Origin of the sequence: Parafilimonas terrae, assembly GCF_900115755.1 — a bacterium.
Taxonomy (GTDB): Bacteria; Bacteroidota; Bacteroidia; order Chitinophagales; family Chitinophagaceae; genus Parafilimonas; species Parafilimonas terrae.
In genome coordinates, this window is sequence record NZ_FOXQ01000010.1 from 26,175 (window position 1) to 46,438 (window position 20,264).

The 20,264-nt window shown below is 39.1% G+C and carries 16 protein-coding genes; 9 read left to right on the forward strand and 7 right to left on the reverse strand.

Annotated elements, in window-relative coordinates; genetic code table 11:
- The first annotated feature begins 82 nt into the window (after positions 1–82).
- The 4 genes from BM015_RS15330 to BM015_RS15345 all read left to right on the forward strand — a co-directional run bounded on the left by BM015_RS15330 (position 83) and on the right by BM015_RS15345 (position 9,094).
- The gene (locus tag BM015_RS15330; RefSeq protein WP_090660391.1) at positions 83–3,172 is read left to right on the forward strand and encodes a ligand-binding sensor domain-containing protein; all 3,090 of its coding nucleotides are present in this window, start codon (positions 83–85) and stop codon (positions 3,170–3,172) included.
- Between the two features lie 48 nt (positions 3,173–3,220).
- On the forward strand, positions 3,221–4,606 hold the full coding sequence (locus BM015_RS15335; protein ID WP_090660394.1) for a sensor histidine kinase: 1,386 nt from the start codon (positions 3,221–3,223) through the stop codon (positions 4,604–4,606).
- Positions 4,607–4,635: 29 nt separating this feature from the next.
- Entirely contained in the window at positions 4,636–5,259 is a 624-nt protein-coding gene (locus BM015_RS15340) for a response regulator (RefSeq protein ID WP_090660397.1), read from the forward strand.
- Positions 5,260–5,440: 181 nt separating this feature from the next.
- Positions 5,441–9,094, forward strand: coding sequence for a MopE-related protein (locus tag BM015_RS15345; protein ID WP_090660400.1), 3,654 nt, complete (start codon positions 5,441–5,443; stop codon positions 9,092–9,094).
- An 80-nt stretch (positions 9,095–9,174) separates the two neighbouring features.
- Here BM015_RS15345 and BM015_RS15350 read toward each other — a convergent pair whose 3' ends face one another.
- A complete protein-coding gene (locus BM015_RS15350; RefSeq protein ID WP_090660403.1) occupies positions 9,175–9,396 on the reverse strand; it encodes a DUF2795 domain-containing protein in 222 nt (73 codons plus the stop codon).
- A gap of 423 nt (positions 9,397–9,819) precedes the next feature.
- Between BM015_RS15350 and BM015_RS15355 the strand changes: the two genes are divergently transcribed.
- The 4 genes from BM015_RS15355 to BM015_RS15370 all read left to right on the forward strand — a co-directional run bounded on the left by BM015_RS15355 (position 9,820) and on the right by BM015_RS15370 (position 13,348).
- Positions 9,820–10,473: an ABC transporter ATP-binding protein gene (locus tag BM015_RS15355; RefSeq protein ID WP_090660406.1), complete on the forward strand. Its 654-nt coding sequence runs from the start codon at positions 9,820–9,822 to the stop codon at positions 10,471–10,473.
- Between the two features lie 134 nt (positions 10,474–10,607).
- Positions 10,608–11,798: a pyridoxal phosphate-dependent aminotransferase gene (locus BM015_RS15360; protein WP_090660409.1), complete on the forward strand. Its 1,191-nt coding sequence runs from the start codon at positions 10,608–10,610 to the stop codon at positions 11,796–11,798.
- Between the two features lie 202 nt (positions 11,799–12,000).
- A complete protein-coding gene (locus BM015_RS15365) occupies positions 12,001–12,408 on the forward strand; it encodes a hypothetical protein (protein WP_143075884.1) in 408 nt (135 codons plus the stop codon).
- 10 nt (positions 12,409–12,418) lie between these two features.
- Positions 12,419–13,348: a class I SAM-dependent methyltransferase gene (locus BM015_RS15370; RefSeq protein ID WP_090660765.1), complete on the forward strand. Its 930-nt coding sequence runs from the start codon at positions 12,419–12,421 to the stop codon at positions 13,346–13,348.
- Between the two features lie 294 nt (positions 13,349–13,642).
- Here the strand turns inward: BM015_RS15370 and BM015_RS15375 are convergent, their stop codons facing one another.
- Positions 13,643–14,065 (reverse strand): hypothetical protein, encoded by a 423-nt coding sequence (locus BM015_RS15375; protein ID WP_143075885.1) that lies wholly within the window; start codon positions 14,063–14,065, stop codon positions 13,643–13,645.
- Positions 14,066–14,755: 690 nt separating this feature from the next.
- On the reverse strand, positions 14,756–15,493 hold the full coding sequence (locus BM015_RS15380) for an SDR family NAD(P)-dependent oxidoreductase (RefSeq protein ID WP_090660768.1): 738 nt from the start codon (positions 15,491–15,493) through the stop codon (positions 14,756–14,758).
- An 81-nt stretch (positions 15,494–15,574) separates the two neighbouring features.
- Here BM015_RS15380 and BM015_RS15385 point away from each other — a divergent pair, with 81 nt between their 5' ends.
- Entirely contained in the window at positions 15,575–15,913 is a 339-nt protein-coding gene (locus tag BM015_RS15385; protein WP_090660419.1) for a winged helix-turn-helix transcriptional regulator, read from the forward strand.
- Here the strand turns inward: BM015_RS15385 and BM015_RS15390 are convergent.
- The 4 genes from BM015_RS15390 to BM015_RS15405 form a co-directional block, all read right to left on the reverse strand.
- Entirely contained in the window at positions 15,900–16,346 is a 447-nt protein-coding gene (locus BM015_RS15390) for a TPR end-of-group domain-containing protein (protein WP_143075886.1), read from the reverse strand. The two genes, BM015_RS15385 and BM015_RS15390, sit on opposite strands and share 14 nt — an antisense overlap.
- 305 nt (positions 16,347–16,651) lie before the next feature.
- The gene (gene gnd / locus BM015_RS15395; protein ID WP_090660425.1) at positions 16,652–18,106 is read right to left on the reverse strand and encodes a decarboxylating NADP(+)-dependent phosphogluconate dehydrogenase; all 1,455 of its coding nucleotides are present in this window, start codon (positions 18,104–18,106) and stop codon (positions 16,652–16,654) included.
- Positions 18,107–18,449: 343 nt separating this feature from the next.
- The gene (gene frr / locus BM015_RS15400; protein WP_090660428.1) at positions 18,450–19,016 is read right to left on the reverse strand and encodes a ribosome recycling factor; all 567 of its coding nucleotides are present in this window, start codon (positions 19,014–19,016) and stop codon (positions 18,450–18,452) included.
- Between the two features lie 43 nt (positions 19,017–19,059).
- Positions 19,060–20,205, reverse strand: a complete 1,146-nt coding sequence (locus BM015_RS15405; RefSeq protein ID WP_090660431.1) for an MraY family glycosyltransferase — start codon at positions 20,203–20,205, stop codon at positions 19,060–19,062.
- Between the last annotated feature and the right edge of the window lie 59 nt (positions 20,206–20,264).

The following is a 20,264-nucleotide window of genomic DNA, read 5'->3' on the forward strand; positions in this document are numbered from 1 at the left end:
AGCGGCTTTCTATTTCAAACCAGCCATATAAACAAAAAATGGTATATTTACACAACCGTTAAACACCCATCTGATCTTAGCCATGCTACGATTGAAACTGCTTCAGATACCATACCCGGTTGTTGTACTATTTATATGCACCTTAATAACAAGCAGGTGTTATACGCAGGGCATAACAGCACCTGATGATAATTTTAATATATTGAACAAAGAGGAAGCCTATCCGAACGGAAAAATCAATGCTTATACTTCCACAATAAAAAGGTCAGCACAGGCAATAACAAAATTTCATGCATCTGATTTTAAAACATATACCACAGCGCAAGGGCTTTCCGAGAATTTTGTTATCAGCATTTGCCAGGATAAGAAAGGGCTTATGTGGTTTGGAACATTCGATGGCTTAAATAAATTTGATGGCTTTCAATTCAAGGTTTTTAAAAACAATCCCGGAGATCCGTATTCAATCCCTACAGGCAATATATCTGATATAGTGGAGGACGATAATGAAGACCTCTGGTTAATCATTAATAACTCGGCGGGAAGGTTTGACCCGCTTTCTGAAAAATTTTACAAAGTACATTTTGACACACATCCATCAAATGAATTCACCAATATTATGCCGCTATCAAAAGATTACCTTTTATTATGCGGTATGAATAGTTTTATACTTGATAAAAGAAACATGACAGCCAGGGAAATAAAAATATACAATTACGACAGCTCTCTAACAAACAAAACGTATATAAACATACTTTTTAAACCCCTTCTTTTTAACAGCAATAAATACTATGATATCAATTCAACGAGATGTAATTGGCTGGCCGGCACCAATGAGTTTTATGCTACAGAAAATTTATACAGCAAGCCACGATTAGCACACGATAGCAAAGGCAGAAAATGGATGTTTGTCATGGATGAGCCACCAGGTTATTCTTACTGGAACCTGCCCGGCGAACCGGCCAATATTTTCAGAAAAACGGGATTGTGTAGCTTTATTAATATTATTGAAGATAAGGATGGAAATATATGGGCAGCTTCATCAAAAGGCTTGCTGTATATGCAAAAAGATGCAGATTGTTTTGAGGCGCTTGGAAATATAAATAAAGACCTTAATTATACCTGCGAAAATGTTTTTATAGACAGGAATAATGTCTTATGGATAACGACAAGAGGTAAAGGTGTTATACAATATGATTTAAATCAAAAGCCTTTCAATCATTTAGTGCATGATAAAAAGAATGCCCAGAGACTTTTCAGTAATATCATACTCGGTATTTATCCTTATAAAAATAAACTATTGATAAAGCATGATTTTGCCATTTCTGAAATTTCGGTTTTTGATACCAAAACATATACTATTGAAATTAAAAAAGAGAATGAAATCCCTGAAATAAATCAAATCAAAAAATTTGAAGACAACCTTTTAAAATACGGGGACAAGAATAATGCGTATTTCAACTGGCTATATAAAAACCGCAATGAAGATTACATTAAGCGGGTTGCTAAATATATTCCTGTTTATGACAACACTTTAATAAACCGGGTATCAGGAATTGCTCACGGCAAAACTGCTTATCCAGTGTTTTTGAATGGCCTCACAGATTATAATATGTGCCACTGGCAAAGCGATACACTTTGGATAGGTACAAGCTTATCGGGGCTGATAGCGCTTTCCCATAAAAGTCAAACCTATAAAAGATATGCACATCATAACAATGACCCACACAGCATATCATCCAATACAATAATGGGATTTTTGTTTGATCCCTCCGGCAACCTGTGGATTGCTACCACATCGGGCCTGAATTATTTCAACAGAAAAAATAACAGGTTCACCCATTACACAAAAGCCAACGGGCTTGCAGATAATGCAATTTATTCTTTAACCTATGATCATTATGGAAGGATATGGCTGGGTACCGGGAAAGGGTTAAGTTGCCTTGATACTGCCACAAAAAAGTTTTATAATTTTTATACTTCTGATGGGTTGGTTAATACTGAATACAACCGCTGGTCTGCTTTCACTGCGAGTGATGGAACTATTTATATGGGTGGTATGGATGGTATTGATTATTTTAATCCCGCTGATATAAGTTTTTCAACGGATACTTTAAACCCCGTAATAACAGAAGTACGGGTAAATAATCAGCCGGTCAATTTCAATAAAAATTTAAAACTGAAAGCATCAGAAAACAACCTTACTGTTTTTTTCACTGCAAGCAATATCACTAAAGCCGGTATTGCCATGTATGCATATCAGTTAAAAAACAGTGATACAAACTGGCTTCCGCTGGAAGATGCACACCAATTGCGCCTGGCTTCACTCACTGCGGGCAATTACTCGTTAAAGATACGGGCAGCCAATCCCCGCGGTAATTGGAGTAAGTCCATTGCTGCATTTAATTTCACCATATTACCTTACTGGTATCAAACGGCCTGGTTTAAATGCCTGGTCTTTGTTTTTCTAAGTGCAGTAATTTTTATCATTATAAAATTATACATCAGGCAAAAAATACAAAAGCAGCGGTCTGTGCTTGAAAAGCAATATGCCATTCAGCAGGAACGGTCCCGCATATCAACTGAACTGCATGATGACCTGGGGAGTGGCCTCTCCACTATAAGGATTTTAAGCGAATTGAATAATGCAGCAAACATGCAATTATCAGGCAACAACTATCGTAAAATATCCATGCATTCAAAAGAACTGTTGCAAAAAATGAATGAAATTGTTTGGGCATTAAATATTAGCAACGATACACTGGGCAATTTAATAAGTTATATAAGAGAGCAAAGTGCAATTATTTTAACAGAAGCGCATATTCTCTATTCGTTCAATATTTCAGAGCAGTTACCAGGTTTATCAATAGGCGGCATTAAACGCAGGCATATTTTTTTACTGGTAAAAGAAGCATTACATAATATTACAAAACATGCAGGCGCATCTTATGTAAAGATTGGGATTGGTGTTACAGAACATCTTGAAATTATGATACAGGATAATGGCAGAGGCATTCCATCTGAATGTATAAAAACATCAAAAGGAAATGGTATAAGCAATATGCAAAAACACGCCGAAGCAGTTGGCGGAACGTTGAACATAGAAAACGGAGAAGGAACCAAAATAAAACTGGTGGTTGAATTAAAAAAACTTTGCCTGGAAGATGTTGTATAAACTATTTTTAAACGATAAAATAGTTGTTTTACACCTGCTTTAAAACCTATGTTATCTTATTATATTACAATTTTCGGGGCCGGCGCCTTATGCCTGGCAGCAGTTTATCAAACCATTTTATATTTCAATAAGCGGGATAGTTTATTGCTGCGGTATGGCGTTTATTTATGGAGCGTTTTCCTTTTCTTATGTTATCGTTTAGTTTTTGGTATTGGAGTGCAATATCACACCCACCATTTTGACTTTTTAAACATAACTATTGCCAGCGATCATACTTTGCTAATGATTACATATATAGCCTATGCAATTTTTTGGAAACAATCTTTACAGTTACAAAAAAAAGATGGAAGATTTATTTGGTATTATTATAAATCTATTGCTCCTGTTATCTTAATTTATATTATTTGGGAAAATATTACATCTAACATAAATGTAGGTTTTGTAGAAATGATATTTTATATAATAATCAGGATATATTTGGCTGTATTTACATTTACTACTACAATCTACACGTTAAAACTTAGGAATAATATTTATTATGTTTATCTGGCTTGTGGCACAATATCCATCATATTATCCGGCCTGTTTTCTACTTATGTGCAACTTTGTTTAAATGGAAGTTTATTTACACTGAATGCTTTTTCATGGATGATTTTTGGTTATTTTTTTGAAACAATATTCTTCTCCGCAGCCATAGGCTACAAACTGAAACAGGAAACCATTGAAAAAATAAAAGCCCTGCGAAAAGTACTGGAACAACAAAAGATAATACAGGCAAAAGATCTGGAAAAAGCAGAGGCCGCCTATAAAGCAAGGGAAGATGAACGTTCCCGCATTGCCACAGAACTGCACGATGACCTGGGCAGCGGCCTTTCCACTATCCGCATTCTTGCAGAAACTACCAGGGCTAATATCGATCATGTCCATGGCATGTACCTCGAAAAGATATCCAGGCAATCAAAAGAGCTTTTGCAAAATATGGGCGAAATAATCTGGACATTGAATACCAATAACGATACATTGGAAAACCTTATAGCATACTTCAGACAGCATACAGCAAAAACTTTAAATAATGCAAACATTCTGTACAATTTTCATATTGCAGAAACAATACCGCCTGTAAAAATCAGCGGCGCCAACAGAAGGCATATACTGTTATTGATAAAAGAAGCCTTGCATAATATTTTAAAACATGCGGAGGCAACACGGGTAGAAATTTACATAAGCGTTTCGCAGGAATTCAGAATAACCATTAAAGATAACGGCAAAGGCATACCTGAAAAATACATTGCCGATTCAAACGGTAATGGTCTGCGCAACATGCATAAACATGCTAATGCAGTACGGGGAAGCATACACATAACAAACCATAACGGTACGGTTATAAATTTTGAAGCGCCGGTAACATCGCTCTCACACGAAAGTGTTATTTAAATTATCAGCAGCTTACGTAGTTTTATTATATGATAAGTGTATTATTAGTAGAAGATAAAACGGATTATCGCAATGCATTAAAACTTATACTTGATAATACACCGGGCTTTTGCTGTGTGGCCGATTACAGCAATGCCGAAAGCTGCATGAATGATAATACATACAACAATGCCGATGTGGCGCTTATTGATATCCAGTTGCCTGGTATAAGCGGGATACAACTGGTAAGCTTTTTTAAAGAGAAAAACCCTGCCCTGCTTTGCCTTATGTGCACATCGTATGAAGACAGCGATAATGTTTTTCAGGCATTGCAGGCCGGCGCACATGGTTATATCTTAAAAAGCTCCTCCCCCTCAAAAATACTGGAAGCCATAGTTGAAGTAGTGAATGGCGGCAGCCCTATGAGCAGCCAGGTTGCCCGTAAAGTAATTGAAGCTTTCCGCCAGCCTGCGACGGAAAAGTTTTCACTTACCAACCGCGAAGAAGAAATATTGCAGCATTTATCAAAAGGGTTATTGTATAAAGAAATTGCTTTCCGGTTAAGCATCAGCATTGAAACCGTGCGCCGCCATTGTTTTAATATTTATGACAAGCTGCATGTAAACAACCGTACAGAGGCGTTGAATAAGTATTTTGGGAAGGCCCCGCACTGATTAAAATAGCCCTTCTACAACTAAAATGTTATTGTTTCCACTCCTGTTGGGTTCTACTTTCATCTTCAGTTAAATAACTAATCTAACAGCCAATCCATGAGGGTAAAAGCGCCTCCATATATGTTATTATCCTTCTTTATATCATGTAAATCTTTTTATAATACCATTAATACACTACGTTATGAAAACACGATTACTTCTCTTTGGCCTTTCAGCGCTCATTGTAATGCATACACATGCGCAATCTGCCGGTGATTACCGCAGCAAACAAACCGGCAACTGGAATGATGCCGCCAACTGGGAAACATTTAACGGAACAAACTGGGTGGCTGCAACCAATTACCCGACTGCAACTGATGGAGAGCTTTCAATTATCGCAACAACCAATATTACCTGTAATGTCACTGATAATATTGACCAGCTTACAATTGAAGCAGGCGGCACCTTAACGATTGACAACACTGAAAACTTTAACCTCACCGCGGGGCCGGATGATGATGTTGACCTTAAAATATATGGCACATTACAATGGAACAAAGGCTGGGCGGGCAATTGCGGCACATGGGAAATATACAGCGGCGGCATTGCCAATATTAACTGCGGCAGCTATGGCACAGGTTGCAATACCTGGAACATCAAACCGGGCGGAACCATGAATTTTATCCACGTACAATGCTACATCAACGGCACTACCATTAATAACGAAGGCACTATCAACTTCACCCCGGATTGGGAGAATATGTACGTAAGAAGCAATACGCCTAATTCCCCAGGCACTATTCATAACAAACCGAATGGCACGGTGAACATGATAAAAACCGGAAATAACGGAAGGTTTGGTATTGCCAGTGATGGCAATAATGGCAGTGAAAACTATGTAAAATTTATCAATGAAGGCACGCTTAACCTAAATGAAGGTACAGAGCTTTATTATGGCGGTCCTGGCCAAACTTCATCCGGTATTAGTTTCGAAAATACCGGCACCATAAATATTGCAAACAATGCAATGCTTTCTAATGCGGGTATTTTCAACTTTAATGGAGGTAATATTAATGGAACGGGTAATGCGCTTATTAGACAAATTGGTTATCCGGGTATATGGAAATCAAATGTTCCATGCAATCTTCCGGTAAATATCACTTTTGAATTAAAAACTCAATTAGGTGGACCAGCAGAAACCACAATCAATGGAAAACTCAGGTTCGAAGGAAGATTATCAAACCGGGATTATTCTGAAGACATAGCAAAACTCAGGCTATCGCCTACAGGAACTGCTATTCTGGTAAGCGGATATTTAGGTGGCGCGGTCTTAACCAATGAAGGCGTTATTACAATGCCAGAAAACTGGGGAAGCGGGCTTAATTGGGAAGGCATTGGTAAATTCATTAATAAAGGTTTATTGAAACTTACAGCAAACCAAACCCTCTACCTGCACAACTATGAAACGGAAAATGGCGATTTTATAAACGAGGGAGTTGTTGAGATTGGAACAGGTGGCAATTTATTATCTAATACCAACTCTGGACAAACAAACGACTTCTTTAAAAATACTTCCGCAGGTATAATTAAAGGCAATGGTTATGTCCAGTTCGATGCCGGGTTTTCCAACAATGGAGCTATTACCCCAGGCACTTCTCCTGGTATTTTACAATTCAATGGAGCACAACCGCTTTCAGCAAACAGTACGCTGGAAATAGAAGTAAAAGACGCAAGTGGTGCAGGTACTGGTCATGATCAGCTCACAAGGTCCGGCGACCTTACACTGGCAGGAAAATTAGAAGTTATCAGCACAGGGAATGTGCCTGATGGAAGTTATATGATCATCAGCCTGTCTTCCGGCACTATCAGCGGCAGCTTTTCTGAGCTGGATATGCCATTGGGATATACGTTAACCGTAAATTCAGATAATGTAGTGCTTAATTACGCCAGCGACATGGATGATGACGGTGTAATAAACGAAGAAGATTGTGCACCAACAGACGCTACCAAATGGCAGAGTGCCACACTGTATATTGACGCCGACGGCGACGGTTATGATGCCGGCCAGGAAACCGTTTGTTACGGCGCAACCGTTCCTGATGGTTACAGTGAAACAAGCAATGGTGAAGATTGCAATGATGACGATGCCAATGTTCATTCATCACAACCCTACTATGCAGACAATGATGGTGATGGATTTGGCGATGCCGCCAATACAACAAGTGCCTGTTCATCCACACCTCCTTCAGGCTATGTAACCAACAATACCGATTGTGATGATAACGATAACACCATCTATCCCGGCGCTCCTGAACTGCCTGATGGAAAGGACAATGACTGTGATGGCGAAACAGATGAAGGAGCAGGAACTACATGGTACGAAGATGCAGACGGGGATGGTTTTGGCAATCCTGATGTTTCGCAAATAGCTGTTTCACAACCGGAAGGTTATGTAGCCGATAACACAGACTGCGATGACACCAAATTGTTATACGCAGATAATGATGGCGATGGTTTTGGTGCAGGTTCACCGGTAGCATGTGGTGTGGACAATGATACAGATTGTGATGACAATGATGATACCAAATGGCAAAGTGGTTTGTTATATATAGACTTTGACAGTGATAATTTCGATGCTGGTCAGGCCCAGGTATGTTACGGCGCTGCAATACCATTAGGATATAATCCCATTTCGCTTGGCCAGGATTGTAACGACCATGATATGCATGTTCACACTGAACAGACATATTATGCGGATTATGACGGCGATGGTTTTGGCGATCCCAATAACAGTATCAGTGTTTGTGAAGCTGTTCCGCCAATGTATTACGTAACTGATAACACCGATTGCAACGATAACGATAACACTATCTATCCCGGCGCTCCCGAACTGCCTGATGGAAAGGACAATGATTGTGATGGCGAAACAGATGAGGGCACAGGAACTACCTGGTATGAAGATGCAGATGGGGATGGTTTTGGCAATCCTGATGTTTCGCAAATAGCTGTTTCACAACCGGAAGGTTATGTAGCTGATAACACAGATTGTGATGACACCAAATTGTTATACGCAGATAATGATGGCGATGGTTTTGGTGCAGGTTCGCTTGTAGCTTGCGGCGTTGATAACAACTCAGATTGTAACGATAACGATGCCACCATCTATCCCGGCGCACCTGAATTGTGTGATGGCAAAGACAATAATTGCGATGGTACAACAGATGAAGGTTGCGGCATAACCACATCACTGAGGATTGATGGCCTGGCAATGCGTGAAGGCAATTCCGGTAAACGCAATCTCAATTTTGTTATTACCTTAAACAAGAAAAGCAATGTGCCAATAACGGTTAAATATCGCACAACAGATGGCAGCGCCACTGCACCTGCTGATTATGTTGCGGCTGATAAAACAATTACTATACCTGCCAATACCAGGCTCCGTACAATTAATATAGCCATAAACGGAGATAAAGATTATGAACCAAACGAAACCGTTAAAGTAGAATTATATGATGCTGTTAATGCAACCATAGCAAAGAGCACCGCTGTTGGCTATATATTGAATGATGACCGGAAGCAATCTGCAGTTAATGAAGAACCTTTTGCTGCAAAGGCTGCTTCAGGCGGCAAAGTAACGCTGTCCCCCAATCCTGCCAGCAATATCATCACGCTAAGCGGGATTAGCATTGGAAAACATATCACGGTATCAGATATAAAAGGCCGTACATTAATAACACAAATATCAAATGCAAGCCAGCAAAAAATCAATATTTCCAACCTGGCAGCCGGCACTTATATTGTAAGATATGAAACGGAAGATGGCAGCTACAACTCATTAAAGTTCATAAAGCAATAGCAAGTTTAATCCCTATTCGCTAAAAACAATAAACCCCCGCATTTGCGGGGGTTTATTATAAAATTTATAATTAAACAAAATCAATATTCGTCTTCATTAAACAAAAAGTCTTCCTGGCTTGGATAGTCTGGCCAAATGTCTTCTATGCTTTCATACACTTCGCCTTCATCTTCCAGTTCCTGCAGGTTTTCAACCACTTCAATTGGCGCGCCGGAGCGTATAGCATAATCTATCAGCTCGTCTTTTGTTGCGGGCCAGGGCGCATCTTCCAAATAGCTGGCTAATTCTAAAGTCCAAAACATTGCCTTTCAAATTTTGCGCAAAAGTAAGTGTTGTAATGAAATTACCAAATGCAGTTTTTTTTCCAAACTGTTATAGTTTTCCAAACCTTAATAATTTGTGTAATTGACCTTAAATGTGCCATCTTTGAAACATTCTTAACTTGAGTTCGGATAAAATAACCCAAGACTTAAGTCTTGGGAGAAATAATATCTTTTAATTGATTTGGCCTTAGCCAAAGTGCTAATTCAATAAAGGCGGGCTTTGGCTAAAACTTGTTGTTTTGAATTTGATTTTGGTAATCAGCAGGGAAAACCCAACTTATCACGGTTGGCCTGTCCCGGTTTTCGGGAGTCGCTCTGCTTTAAAATAAAATGGCAGCTTCAGCCTTAATTTTGAAGTTTGTATTATAAAATATTGAAAAATCCCCTTCAGGAACAGGGCTTATGCTTACAGCAAAAAATATCAAAAAAAAATACGGCCAGGTAGAAGTTTTAAAAGGTGTTGACATCAGCATAAATAATGGTGAAATAGTAAGCATTGTAGGCTCTTCCGGTGCAGGCAAAAGCACGCTGCTGCATATACTCGGCACGTTAGATGCACCCGATGCCGGTGAAATATTCCTGAATAATGTTCCCGTGCACAGTTTAAAAGGCAAAAAACTGGCAGATTTCCGCAATCATCATATTGGTTTTGTATTCCAGTTTCATCATTTACTGCCCGAATTTACAGCCCTCGAAAATGTTTGCATTCCCTCCTGGATTGCAGGCAACGGTAAAAAACAAACAGAACAGCAAGCCGTTCAATTGCTGGAAACATTGGGTTTAAAAGACAGGATAGAAAACAAGCCCAACCAACTCAGTGGCGGTGAACAGCAACGTGTTGCCGTGGCAAGGGCGCTCATCAATAAACCCGATATTGTTTTTGCCGATGAGCCAACCGGTAACCTCGATTCCGTTCATGCCAAAGAACTGCACGAATTATTTGTGCACCTGCGCAATCAGTTCAAACAAACATTTCTTATAGTAACACACAACGAAGAAATGGCGCAAATGAGCGACCGCATTCTGCACATGAAGGATGGGAAGATAGTTGAGTAGTTTGATTAAAAGTTGACAGGTTGAATAGTTGATAAGTTGATTTGTAAATCTCTTACTACTTATCAACCTGTCAACAATTCAACTTATCAACTACTCTCCTAAACATTATATTTGCATCCCAAAATAAAAAAGCAATGCAACTATCTTCTTTACTGCAACGGTTCAATGAGCCTGAAACGTTGAAAATGGCTAAGCTCGGCCGCGAATTAAGAGCTAAAGGAATTGATGTGATCGACCTAAGTTTAGGCGAACCGGATTTTGATACGCCGGAACACATAAAGCAGGCTGCCATAAAAGCTATTGAAGATAACTATAGCCATTACACACCGGTTGCCGGTTATCTTGATCTGCGTGAAGCTGTGTGCACAAAATTTAAACGCGATAACAACCTCGATTATAAACCTGAAAACATTGTTGTTTCCACCGGCGCCAAGCAAAGCCTTGCCAACACAATTTTGGCTGTGGTGGATAAAGATGAAGAAGTAATTATTCCAACACCTTACTGGGTTACTTATTCTGAACTGGTAAAAATTGCCGGTGGTAAAGTGGTGGAAATACGCAGCAAGCCGGAAAACGGTTTTAAAATTTCACCCGCTGAACTGGAAGCTGCCATCACGCCAAAAACAAAAATGTTTTTGTTCTCTTCACCTTGCAATCCTTCCGGCGCTGTTTATTCAAAAGAAGAATTGAGAGGTTTGGCTGATGTGTTTGCAAAGCATCCAAACATTGCTATTATCTCCGATGAAATTTATGAATACATCAATTTCGTTGGCAAAAATGAAAGCATTGCACAGTTTGATGATATTAAAGACCAGGTGATAATTGTAAACGGTTTAAGTAAAGGTTTTGCCATGACGGGCTGGCGCCTTGGCTTTATTGCCGCACATCCCGACATTGCAAAAGCTACAGAAAAAATACAGGGGCAATTTACCAGCGGCACCAATGCTATCACGCAGCGTGCGGCCATTACCGCGCTTACCGCCGATCTTAAGCCAAGCATGGATATGGTGGAACAATTTACAGAGCGCCGCAAAAAAGTGCTTGAATTAGTAAAGGCCATCCCGGGCATTAAATGTTTTGAACCGCAGGGCGCATTTTATATTTTCCCTGATGTTAGCTCCTACTATGGCAAAAGCGATGGTGAAACCACCATTACCAATGCCAATGATCTTTGTATGTATTTACTCAATACAGCACATGTATCAAGCGTTATGGGTGATGCATTTGGTGAACCCAACTGTGTTCGTTTCTCATTTGCCAACAGCATGAATAATATTGAAAAAGGCTGGGCAAGAATTAAAGAAGCATTGGCTAAATTGAAATAGGGAGCGGAGAGTTGTCAGTAGTGCGTACTGCTGGCAACTCACAACATATAATACTCAATATCCAATAAAACAATAATCAATGTTCAATTGTAAAACCTCTGCAAATTGAGCATTGACTATTGAACATTGATTATTGTATATTTAAATATGCTTTCTCAACAGTCAACGCATCATTCACCATTCATCACTCACTACTCACAAAATGGACTACTCTTTCTTCATCCTCATCATCTCCATCTTCGCTTCACGCTTTATACAATTGAATGCTTTCAGAACATTAAAGGATGAAGACAAGGGCAAAGTGCTTTCAAAAAACATTATGCAGCTTTCGCAGGTAAGCATGGTTATTACTATTGTATTAATTGTTGCCTTTTACCTGCTCGTTAGTAAATATCCCGATAAGCTAACAGCCATTGCAGCCACATTCTTTGTAGCCTTAATTGCACAGCGCGTTATTGTTTATTTATTCACAAGAAAAAGAATGACAGACAACGGCGTTCCATCCGCCTATACCAATAAATATTTTCTTAGCTGGCTTGTAACAACTGTTGGCGTAGCTTTATTCATTGTTTTATTTATGCAGCAGTTTAACCATGCACTTGCCAAATGATAAATTTATAATGTTTCAAAACCGTTTGCTTAAAGTGTATAAACATAAAAGCAAACAGGCCAGGCGGTTAAACATAAGTTGCTACCGCATTTACGATCACGATCTTCCTGAATTTCCTTTTGCCATAGAATTATATGCCGATAAAATTTATGTGGCCGAATACCGGCGCAGGCATGGCATGGATGATGAAGAACATGAAACCTGGCTACAGCAATCTTTTGAAATTATCAGCGAAGTTTTGCAACTGCCTGCTGAAAACATTTACAGCCGTGAGCGCAAACGCCAGAGCCACCGTGAAAAGCAACAATATGAAAAGCAAAACAGCGCAGAGGAATTTTTTAAGGTGGAAGAAAACGGTTTAAAGTTTTTAGTGAACCTTACAGATTATCTTGACACAGGTTTATTTCTCGATCATCGTATCACAAGAGAGATGGTGCGTAAAGAAGCAGATGGCAAAAGGGTGCTGAACCTTTTTTGTTATACAGGCTCATTTTCGGTGTATGCGGCAAGTGGCAATGCAGCAAGTGTAACATCCGTTGACCTTTCCAAAACCTACCTGGATTGGGCAAAAGACAATTTTATAATCAACGGTTTTAAAAATACAGATCAATATCATTTTATTCATGCGGATGTATTGCAGTACTTAAAAACGCTTCAACCCAATAGTTTCGATCTTATCATATTAGATCCGCCCACATTCAGCAACAGCAAGCGCATGAAAGATTTCTTTGATGTACAAAAACACCACACGGAAATTATAAATGATGCGTTGCTGGCCTTATCCGTAAACGGCATACTCTATTTCAGCACCAATTATTCCAGGTTTGTGTTGGATGCGGCCGGCATACATACCGCAGTTATTAAAGACATTACCAAAGCCACCACGCCATTTGATTTTGAAGGCAAGTTGAAACGGTTTTGTTTTAAGCTGGTAAAATAACTTGAGTTCGGGATAAGCATTGTGTGAGGCGTTATGCTATAAAATTGAAAACTTATTGCAAAATATAAACATCTTCGAACGTCATTTCGACGATAGGAGAATTGCGAAGCAATCATCGAGACCTAAAAGATAAATATGAAAGAGATAAATCTCTTAGCTTTCAACCAGTCTGAATTTCTGTCGTAGCAGTTTATATGTTTGAAAGCGGTTTAAGTTTTTAAGTTGCAAGGCACAAGTACGCTGCGCTCAAAAGCTAAGTGGCATGCCTGCGCCAGATGAGAGGGAGGTAGGGCATTATTGCTTTGCATATTTCTTGTCGAAAATAATTTTGGCGATTGAGTCCATTTCCTTTGTCACTGAAATGGTATCAAGTTGATTTTTATCTGTCAAATGATAAGCTCTATTGCCAATATCACTACTGTATAAAATTATTGTGTCTTTAGTAGGATACCAGTTAACAGCCCATTTCATGCAATTTGAAGCTCCGGTTTGAAAAGTTGAAATTTCTTTATTACTCGTATCGTACAAGGTTAAGACTACGCAACCATATTTCGTTTCATCACTTTTATCTGAATTTATTTCCACTTTTAAAATAAAATGTTTGGAAGGCGAAGCAATTAAGTCTGGCGGCTTACGCATATACAAACATGAAGTAAAAACAAATAGCAAAAGTCCAAATAAATAAAGTCGCATTAAGTGTAAATTAGAGTTGTTCATTATTGTTCTGCTTTAATTTTAGTGCTTCTGTCGTAGCAGTCCTTCATTGCATAACTATGTGTGCCGTATGAAATTCTGCGTTGAGTAAACGCGGGGCCTCGTGGCTTTGCACCAATGCCTTTAACGAAGACCCTGCTGCGACGTAGGGTTTTAAGTTGCAAGGCATAAGTACGCTGCGTTCAAAATCTAAGTGGCATATTTGCCAAATGGGTAAAGTACATTTGTTAGCTGCTGCCACTTTTTTCGGATCTTTTAGCTTTTGATTTATAATACCATCTCGCTAATAGAAGACTTACAATAAGAAGTGAAAAAAATGAAAAAGCAAAATATGCAATTAGACGTTTTGTGTCTTGCTCATCATGATATTTGGTTAAATACCTGGCATACCTAAAAGCAGAAAGTAATGCTATTGTAAGTGATGCTACAATACAATATATGTATCCACGTTTTAAGCCAAAAATCATGATATCTGACATATTTGTTTATAGAAACCCTAAAAATTTAAGTTCTTTTTACGATTGCTTGTAAACAATTAAGTATTTACAAAGGCAAGGAATTCATTAATTGTCCAGCCCGGTACAAATGCCCATCTGAAAATATTTTGTTGAAGTTATGTACTAAAGCTGATAAATATTCGTCTGCTCGAACTGAAGCCTATATCAATCTGCAGCAGGTACAGTTACTGAAATTTTATAAAGTCATGCCGCCATCTATCAGGAAATCAGCTCCTGTTATATAGGATGCATTTTCGCTGCACAGGTATGCCACCATTTTAGCTACATCTGCCGGCGTGCCTGTTTTCTTCAAAGGAATAATCCCGGCAAGATTATTCCAGATAGCATCGGCTGCTTCTTCACCATAAGAACCATTTAAAACATTGGTTCTTGTAGGACCGGGGCTTACTGTGTTTACCCTTATTTTCTTTGAAGCCAGTTCTGCGGCAGCCGTTTTTGCAATAGAATTTAATGCCGCTTTGCTTGCCTGGTAAACAGAGCTTTGCGGTTTGTGCATGGATGCTGTATTGGATGAAAGAAAAACCACAGAGGCACCTTCATTCAGCAAAGGAATAAACCTGTTCAATGTAAAATAAGCTCCCCTGAAATTAATACTCATAACAGCATCAAAATTTTCCTCATTTGCATTTTCTATTAAAAGCGGTTTGCCGGTAATGCCTGCATTGATAAACAAGATGTCTACTTTGCCATATTGCTGCTGAATTACCTTACTCAATGTATCAATATCCTCTATTTTGGATTGGTCTGCCATAAAATAAACAGCGCCAATTTCCTGCGCTGCTTTTTCAAGCGCTTCCTTTCTTCTGCCTGTTATTATTACAGTTGCACCGAGCGCTTTCAATTCTTTAGCTGTGCCCAAACCAATACCGCTGTTGCCACCTGTAATAACAGCTACTTTGTTTTTCAAATTCATTGTTTCAAATTTTTTACAAAGATATTCGGCAAACTGGTATACATTTGTAACCAGTATCACAGAGTATATCAATTTACAATAATGGCAAAAACAAGAGACCAGGCGGAAGAATTGCGTGCATTACAAGATACACTATATTTTGTCGGCGGCAAATGGCGGCTGCCTGTTATTAATTCTATCTGCAACGGCAACAGGCGGTTCCGGGAAATAGAACGTAGCATTCCCGGCATTACCACCCGCATGTTATCAAGGGAATTAAAAGAAATGGAGCTGAGCAAACTGGTAAAACGAAATGTGTATGCCGATACACCTGTTTTGATAGAATATGAACCAACAGAACATTGCCGCTCTTTTGGAAAAATCATTATGGAAATGATTAAATGGGGACGAGGTCACCGGCAGGTCGTTATAAAAAAATGACTTTGAGCTTTGATAAGCCTGCAATCTTTTCATCTTCCGTTATGTTTAAAGCATAAGGTGTTTTTAGCGTAGCCGGTTCCCAGAAATCCTGCTGGTTATAGAAAGCAACTTTTAGTTTGGCAAAGCGTTCTTCATTTGTTTTCGTTTGCTGAACGAGGCCGTTCCATGAGGCTTCTGTGTGAAGGCTTGCCAGGTCGCTATCCTGCATCAATGTTTTCATGTCTGAGAACCCGGCATTAATGGCCGCTTTAAGATAAACCAATGCCGCCGGCTTATTTCCAGCTAAAGCAAAATAGCAGGCTGTATTATAATCTGATATTTCATATTTGCCTGTTTTAAAACCATCCATCAACTGTTCAGCGTTTGCACTTTGGGCAGATGAATGATTCAATAATAAACAGGTGACAGTCGAAATAAGGAGCAATGTTTTCATACCATTAATTTTTCATTGATGAGTTTCCAACACACAACACGATAATAATTCAATTGCAATATTAATTTGCAGTTTGCGAATCACTAGCTGGTCTATCCTTAAATTTATCTTTATGACTTTTTAGAAACCGGGGCCATTTATTGATTCAAGCAAAGGCAGAAAGCAAACGCAATACACGAAGCCAACCCTGCATACTTGCACTATCATGCAGCAATTTCATCATTAAGCTAATAAAAAAATTGCATCAGCGTTTGCTGATGCAATTTTTATTTAAGCCCTTTTTGAATTAATGATTCGAAAATGATTTATGCATTATAAGCTGTTGAAACAGTATCTGCGCCTTCACCCGTCCAGTTGGTATGAAAGAATTCACCACGCGGTTTATCAACACGCTCATAAGTATGTGCACCAAAGTAATCACGCTGCGCCTGTAAAAGATTCGCCGGTAAACGTTCACTGCGGAAGCCATCAAAATAACAAAGCGCTGAAGCTAATGCAGGCACAGGAATACCATTGGTTAAAGCGGCAGCACAAAGCCTGCGCCAGCCGCTTTGCGCAGCTTCGGTTTTTTGTGCAAAGAATGAATCAAGCAATAGGTGAGGCAAGTTTCGATTTTTATCAAATGCTTTTTTAATATCACCTAAAAATGCAGAGCGAATAATGCAACCGCCGCGCCACATAAGCGCTATATCGCCGTAATGCAAATCCCATTTATATTCTTTTGCGGCAGCCATCAATAAATCATAACCCTGTGCATAGGAAACAAGTTTTGCGCCGTATAGCGCCATCTTTAAATCATCGAGCATTTGCGCTTTATCGCCGCTAAATTCAGGCTTGGGCCCGCTTAACACTTTCGATGCTTCCACACGCATATCTTTTTGTGAAGATAACATGCGTGCAAAAACAGATTCAGCAATCAACGTTAATGGCACGCCCATATCAAGCGCCACAGTGCCTGTCCATTTACCAGTGCCTTTCTGCCCTGCGGCATCCAGTATTTTATCAAGCATGGGCACGCCATCTTTATCTTTATAAGCCATTATATCTGCTGTAATTTCTATAAGATAAGAATCGAGTTCTTCACTATTCCATTTCTTAAACACTTCGTGCATCTCGTCTGTTGTCATGCCCAGTAAATCTTTCATTATCTGATAAGCTTCGCAAATAATCTGCATGTCGCCATACTCAATGCCGTTGTGAACCATCTTTACAAAATGCCCGGCGCCATCGCTGCCCACCCAATCGCAGCAAGGTGAACCATCTTCTACTTTTGCCGAAATGGACTGGAAAATATTTTTTACGGCAGGCCAGGCCGCAGCACTTCCGCCAGGCATAATTGAAGGGCCGCGAAGGGCCCCTATTTCTCCGCCGGAAACACCGGTACCGATATAAAGGAAACCTTTGCTTTCTACATATTTCGTGCGGCGAATAGTGTCGGGGAAATGTGAGTTGCCGCCATCAATAATAATATCACCGGGTTCAAGATGAGGAATAATCTGCTCTATGAAATCATCAACCGGCTGGCCGGCTTTTACAAGCATCATTACTTTACGGGGCCTTTCAAGGGAAGTTACAAGCTCTTCAATAGAGTGAGCGCCAATAAAGTTTTTACCGGCCCCTCTCCCGCTCATGAATTTGTCAACTTTTTCAACCGTTCTGTTATAAACAGCTACCGTAAAGCCTTTGCTTTCCATATTAAGCACTAAGTTTTCGCCCATTACAGCAAGCCCTATAAGGCCTATATCAGCATATTTTTTCATCTGTATATTTTTTTTGTTTTTTCAATTGTCAGATGGAATTCTGCATAAAAATTTTTATCGCATTAGGCATGAATTTGCCAGAAAATTTTTATGCTTCATTTCATAGCTATATTATTGTTTTATGATAAAGATTTTGTACAAGAATATTTTGAATAATTTATTTATTGTACTGCCATTCGTTTCACAAATACTTCTTGGATTGCAAACATAACAATTGATGTAATATGCATTTTATTTATTATGGCTGATGCATGCGAAAACTTTATGTGTCAACCCGCAACTATAAATAAAAAATAAAGGGTTTCAGTAATTGAAACCCTTAAAATATTATTCAAATAAACCCTTATATAGCCATCATCTCTTTTTCTTTTGCAGCAAGATGTTTGTCAACAAGCGCTATAAATTTATTTGTGGTTTGCTGCACGGACTCTTCTGCATCAGCCGCTGCATCTTTGCTTAATCCATCTTTTTGCAGGCGTTTTATCTCTTCAATAGCATCCCGCCTGATATTTCTTATGGCAATCTTGGACTGCTCTCCTTCGCCGCCTGCTTTCTTAAAAAGTTCTTTACGCCTTTCCTCCGTTAATGGCGGAAGAAAAAGCCGTATCTGGTTACCATCGTTTTGCGGTGTTATACCAATATTCGCCTGTAATATTGCCCTTTCTATTGCCTGCAACATATTTTTCTCCCAGGGCTGAATGCTTATTGTTCTTGCATCAAGTATTGAAATATTAGCTACCTGTGCGATTGGAGTAGGATTTCCATAATATTCAACAAAGATTCCATCAACCATCGTAGGATTTGCTTTGCCTGCGCGGATTTTTGTTAACTCAACTTCCAGGTGACTAATAGCTTTTTGCATAGACGATTCGGCATCATCCATAACCAGTTCCAATTCTTCAGGATCCATAATAGTATATTTTAGATGCGCAAATCTAAGGATTCAAAAAAAATTAAGAATCTTCCCCAACAGAAACTTTCTCGGCAGCCGGGTAAATCTGGTAAACTTTAGTTGTGCCCTGCAGGCTGGCGCTTGTAATTTCGGCAGGCACAATATGCATTTTCTTGCGAACAGGGATATACTTATTTACAACATATACCAATGTGAAATAAGCGGCAAACTGTATGCCCAGTATTATATTGATATTAATGTCCTGTAAAATAAACGTAAGCCCGGCAAAAAGAAATTGAGAAAGTAATAAAGTAATAGTTACTTCAGCATGCGACAGCCCCTTATTCTGCAAAAGATGATGCAGATGGTTCCTGTCCGGTATCAAGGGAGATTGTCTTTTATATATCCTGAGTGCAAATACACGCAGCACATCCATCAATGGTATAAGCAGGATGCCAAATGCAATTACCGGTGTTGACTGGTTTGCAAGGCTTGACTGTATTGGGCCGCTTTCCACAAATTTTATAGCAAGTATAGCTGTAATTAACCCAATTAAAGTAGAGCCGGAATCGCCCATAAAAATTTTTGCAGGCGGAAAATTATACATTAAGAATCCAAGCAGGGCGCCGCACATTGAAAATGCGAGTATAGCATACGTGAACACATTATTCATTAAAAAGAAAACACCCAATAAAAGGCAGGAGATAAAACCTAAGGAACCCGCAAGCCCATCAACCCCGTCAATAAGATTAAAAGAATTAATAAGTAATAAAATGGTAAAGAAGCTTATGGAAACACTTGCACCAAAACTTAATTCATATATTCCCAGAAAACCATGAAGGCTTGTAATTAACACACCTGCTTTTAAAGTAAGCATGGCCGCAACAAGAAATTGGCCCAGGAATTTTTTCCAGGCTTTTAAAACAAAAATATCATCAACCACGCCAACGCTGAAAATAATAAAAAACGCAGCAATGAAATATTGGAAATCAAGGTGCATTTCATTAAAATCAGATACTAAAAGCAAACTCATAATGAGGCCTGAGAATATAGCAACGCCCCCTAATGAAGAAACCCCGTGATTATGTCTTTTACGCTCATCCGGAACATCGTAAAGATTATTATCACTTGCAAATTTGATTACTAAAGGCAGCAGGAAGAAAGTTAGTACATAACCTATCAGAGTTCCAGTAATTACTTGTACCATGAAGAATTATTTGTGGTTTTGGGTTTTATATCCATATAAAATGCGTGCAAAATTAACAT

Bases quoted from the DNA above. Each gene is read 5' to 3' on its own strand.
- BM015_RS15330 (WP_090660391.1), top strand. From the start codon at position 83: ATGCTACGATTGAAACTGCTTCAGATACCATACCCGGTTGTTGTACTA.
- BM015_RS15335 (WP_090660394.1), top strand. From the start codon at position 3,221: ATGTTATCTTATTATATTACAATTTTCGGGGCCGGCGCCTTATGCCTG.
- BM015_RS15340 (WP_090660397.1), top strand. From the start codon at position 4,636: ATGATAAGTGTATTATTAGTAGAAGATAAAACGGATTATCGCAATGCA.
- BM015_RS15345 (WP_090660400.1), top strand. From the start codon at position 5,441: ATGAAAACACGATTACTTCTCTTTGGCCTTTCAGCGCTCATTGTAATG.
- BM015_RS15350 (WP_090660403.1), bottom strand. From the start codon at position 9,396: ATGTTTTGGACTTTAGAATTAGCCAGCTATTTGGAAGATGCGCCCTGG.
- BM015_RS15355 (WP_090660406.1), top strand. From the start codon at position 9,820: ATGCTTACAGCAAAAAATATCAAAAAAAAATACGGCCAGGTAGAAGTT.
- BM015_RS15360 (WP_090660409.1), top strand. From the start codon at position 10,608: ATGCAACTATCTTCTTTACTGCAACGGTTCAATGAGCCTGAAACGTTG.
- BM015_RS15365 (WP_143075884.1), top strand. From the start codon at position 12,001: ATGGACTACTCTTTCTTCATCCTCATCATCTCCATCTTCGCTTCACGC.
- BM015_RS15370 (WP_090660765.1), top strand. From the start codon at position 12,419: ATGTTTCAAAACCGTTTGCTTAAAGTGTATAAACATAAAAGCAAACAG.
- BM015_RS15375 (WP_143075885.1), bottom strand. From the start codon at position 14,065: ATGAACAACTCTAATTTACACTTAATGCGACTTTATTTATTTGGACTT.
- BM015_RS15380 (WP_090660768.1), bottom strand. From the start codon at position 15,493: ATGAATTTGAAAAACAAAGTAGCTGTTATTACAGGTGGCAACAGCGGT.
- BM015_RS15385 (WP_090660419.1), top strand. From the start codon at position 15,575: ATGGCAAAAACAAGAGACCAGGCGGAAGAATTGCGTGCATTACAAGAT.
- BM015_RS15390 (WP_143075886.1), bottom strand. From the start codon at position 16,346: ATGAAAACATTGCTCCTTATTTCGACTGTCACCTGTTTATTATTGAAT.
- gnd (WP_090660425.1), bottom strand. From the start codon at position 18,106: ATGAAAAAATATGCTGATATAGGCCTTATAGGGCTTGCTGTAATGGGC.
- frr (WP_090660428.1), bottom strand. From the start codon at position 19,016: ATGGATCCTGAAGAATTGGAACTGGTTATGGATGATGCCGAATCGTCT.
- BM015_RS15405 (WP_090660431.1), bottom strand. From the start codon at position 20,205: ATGGTACAAGTAATTACTGGAACTCTGATAGGTTATGTACTAACTTTC.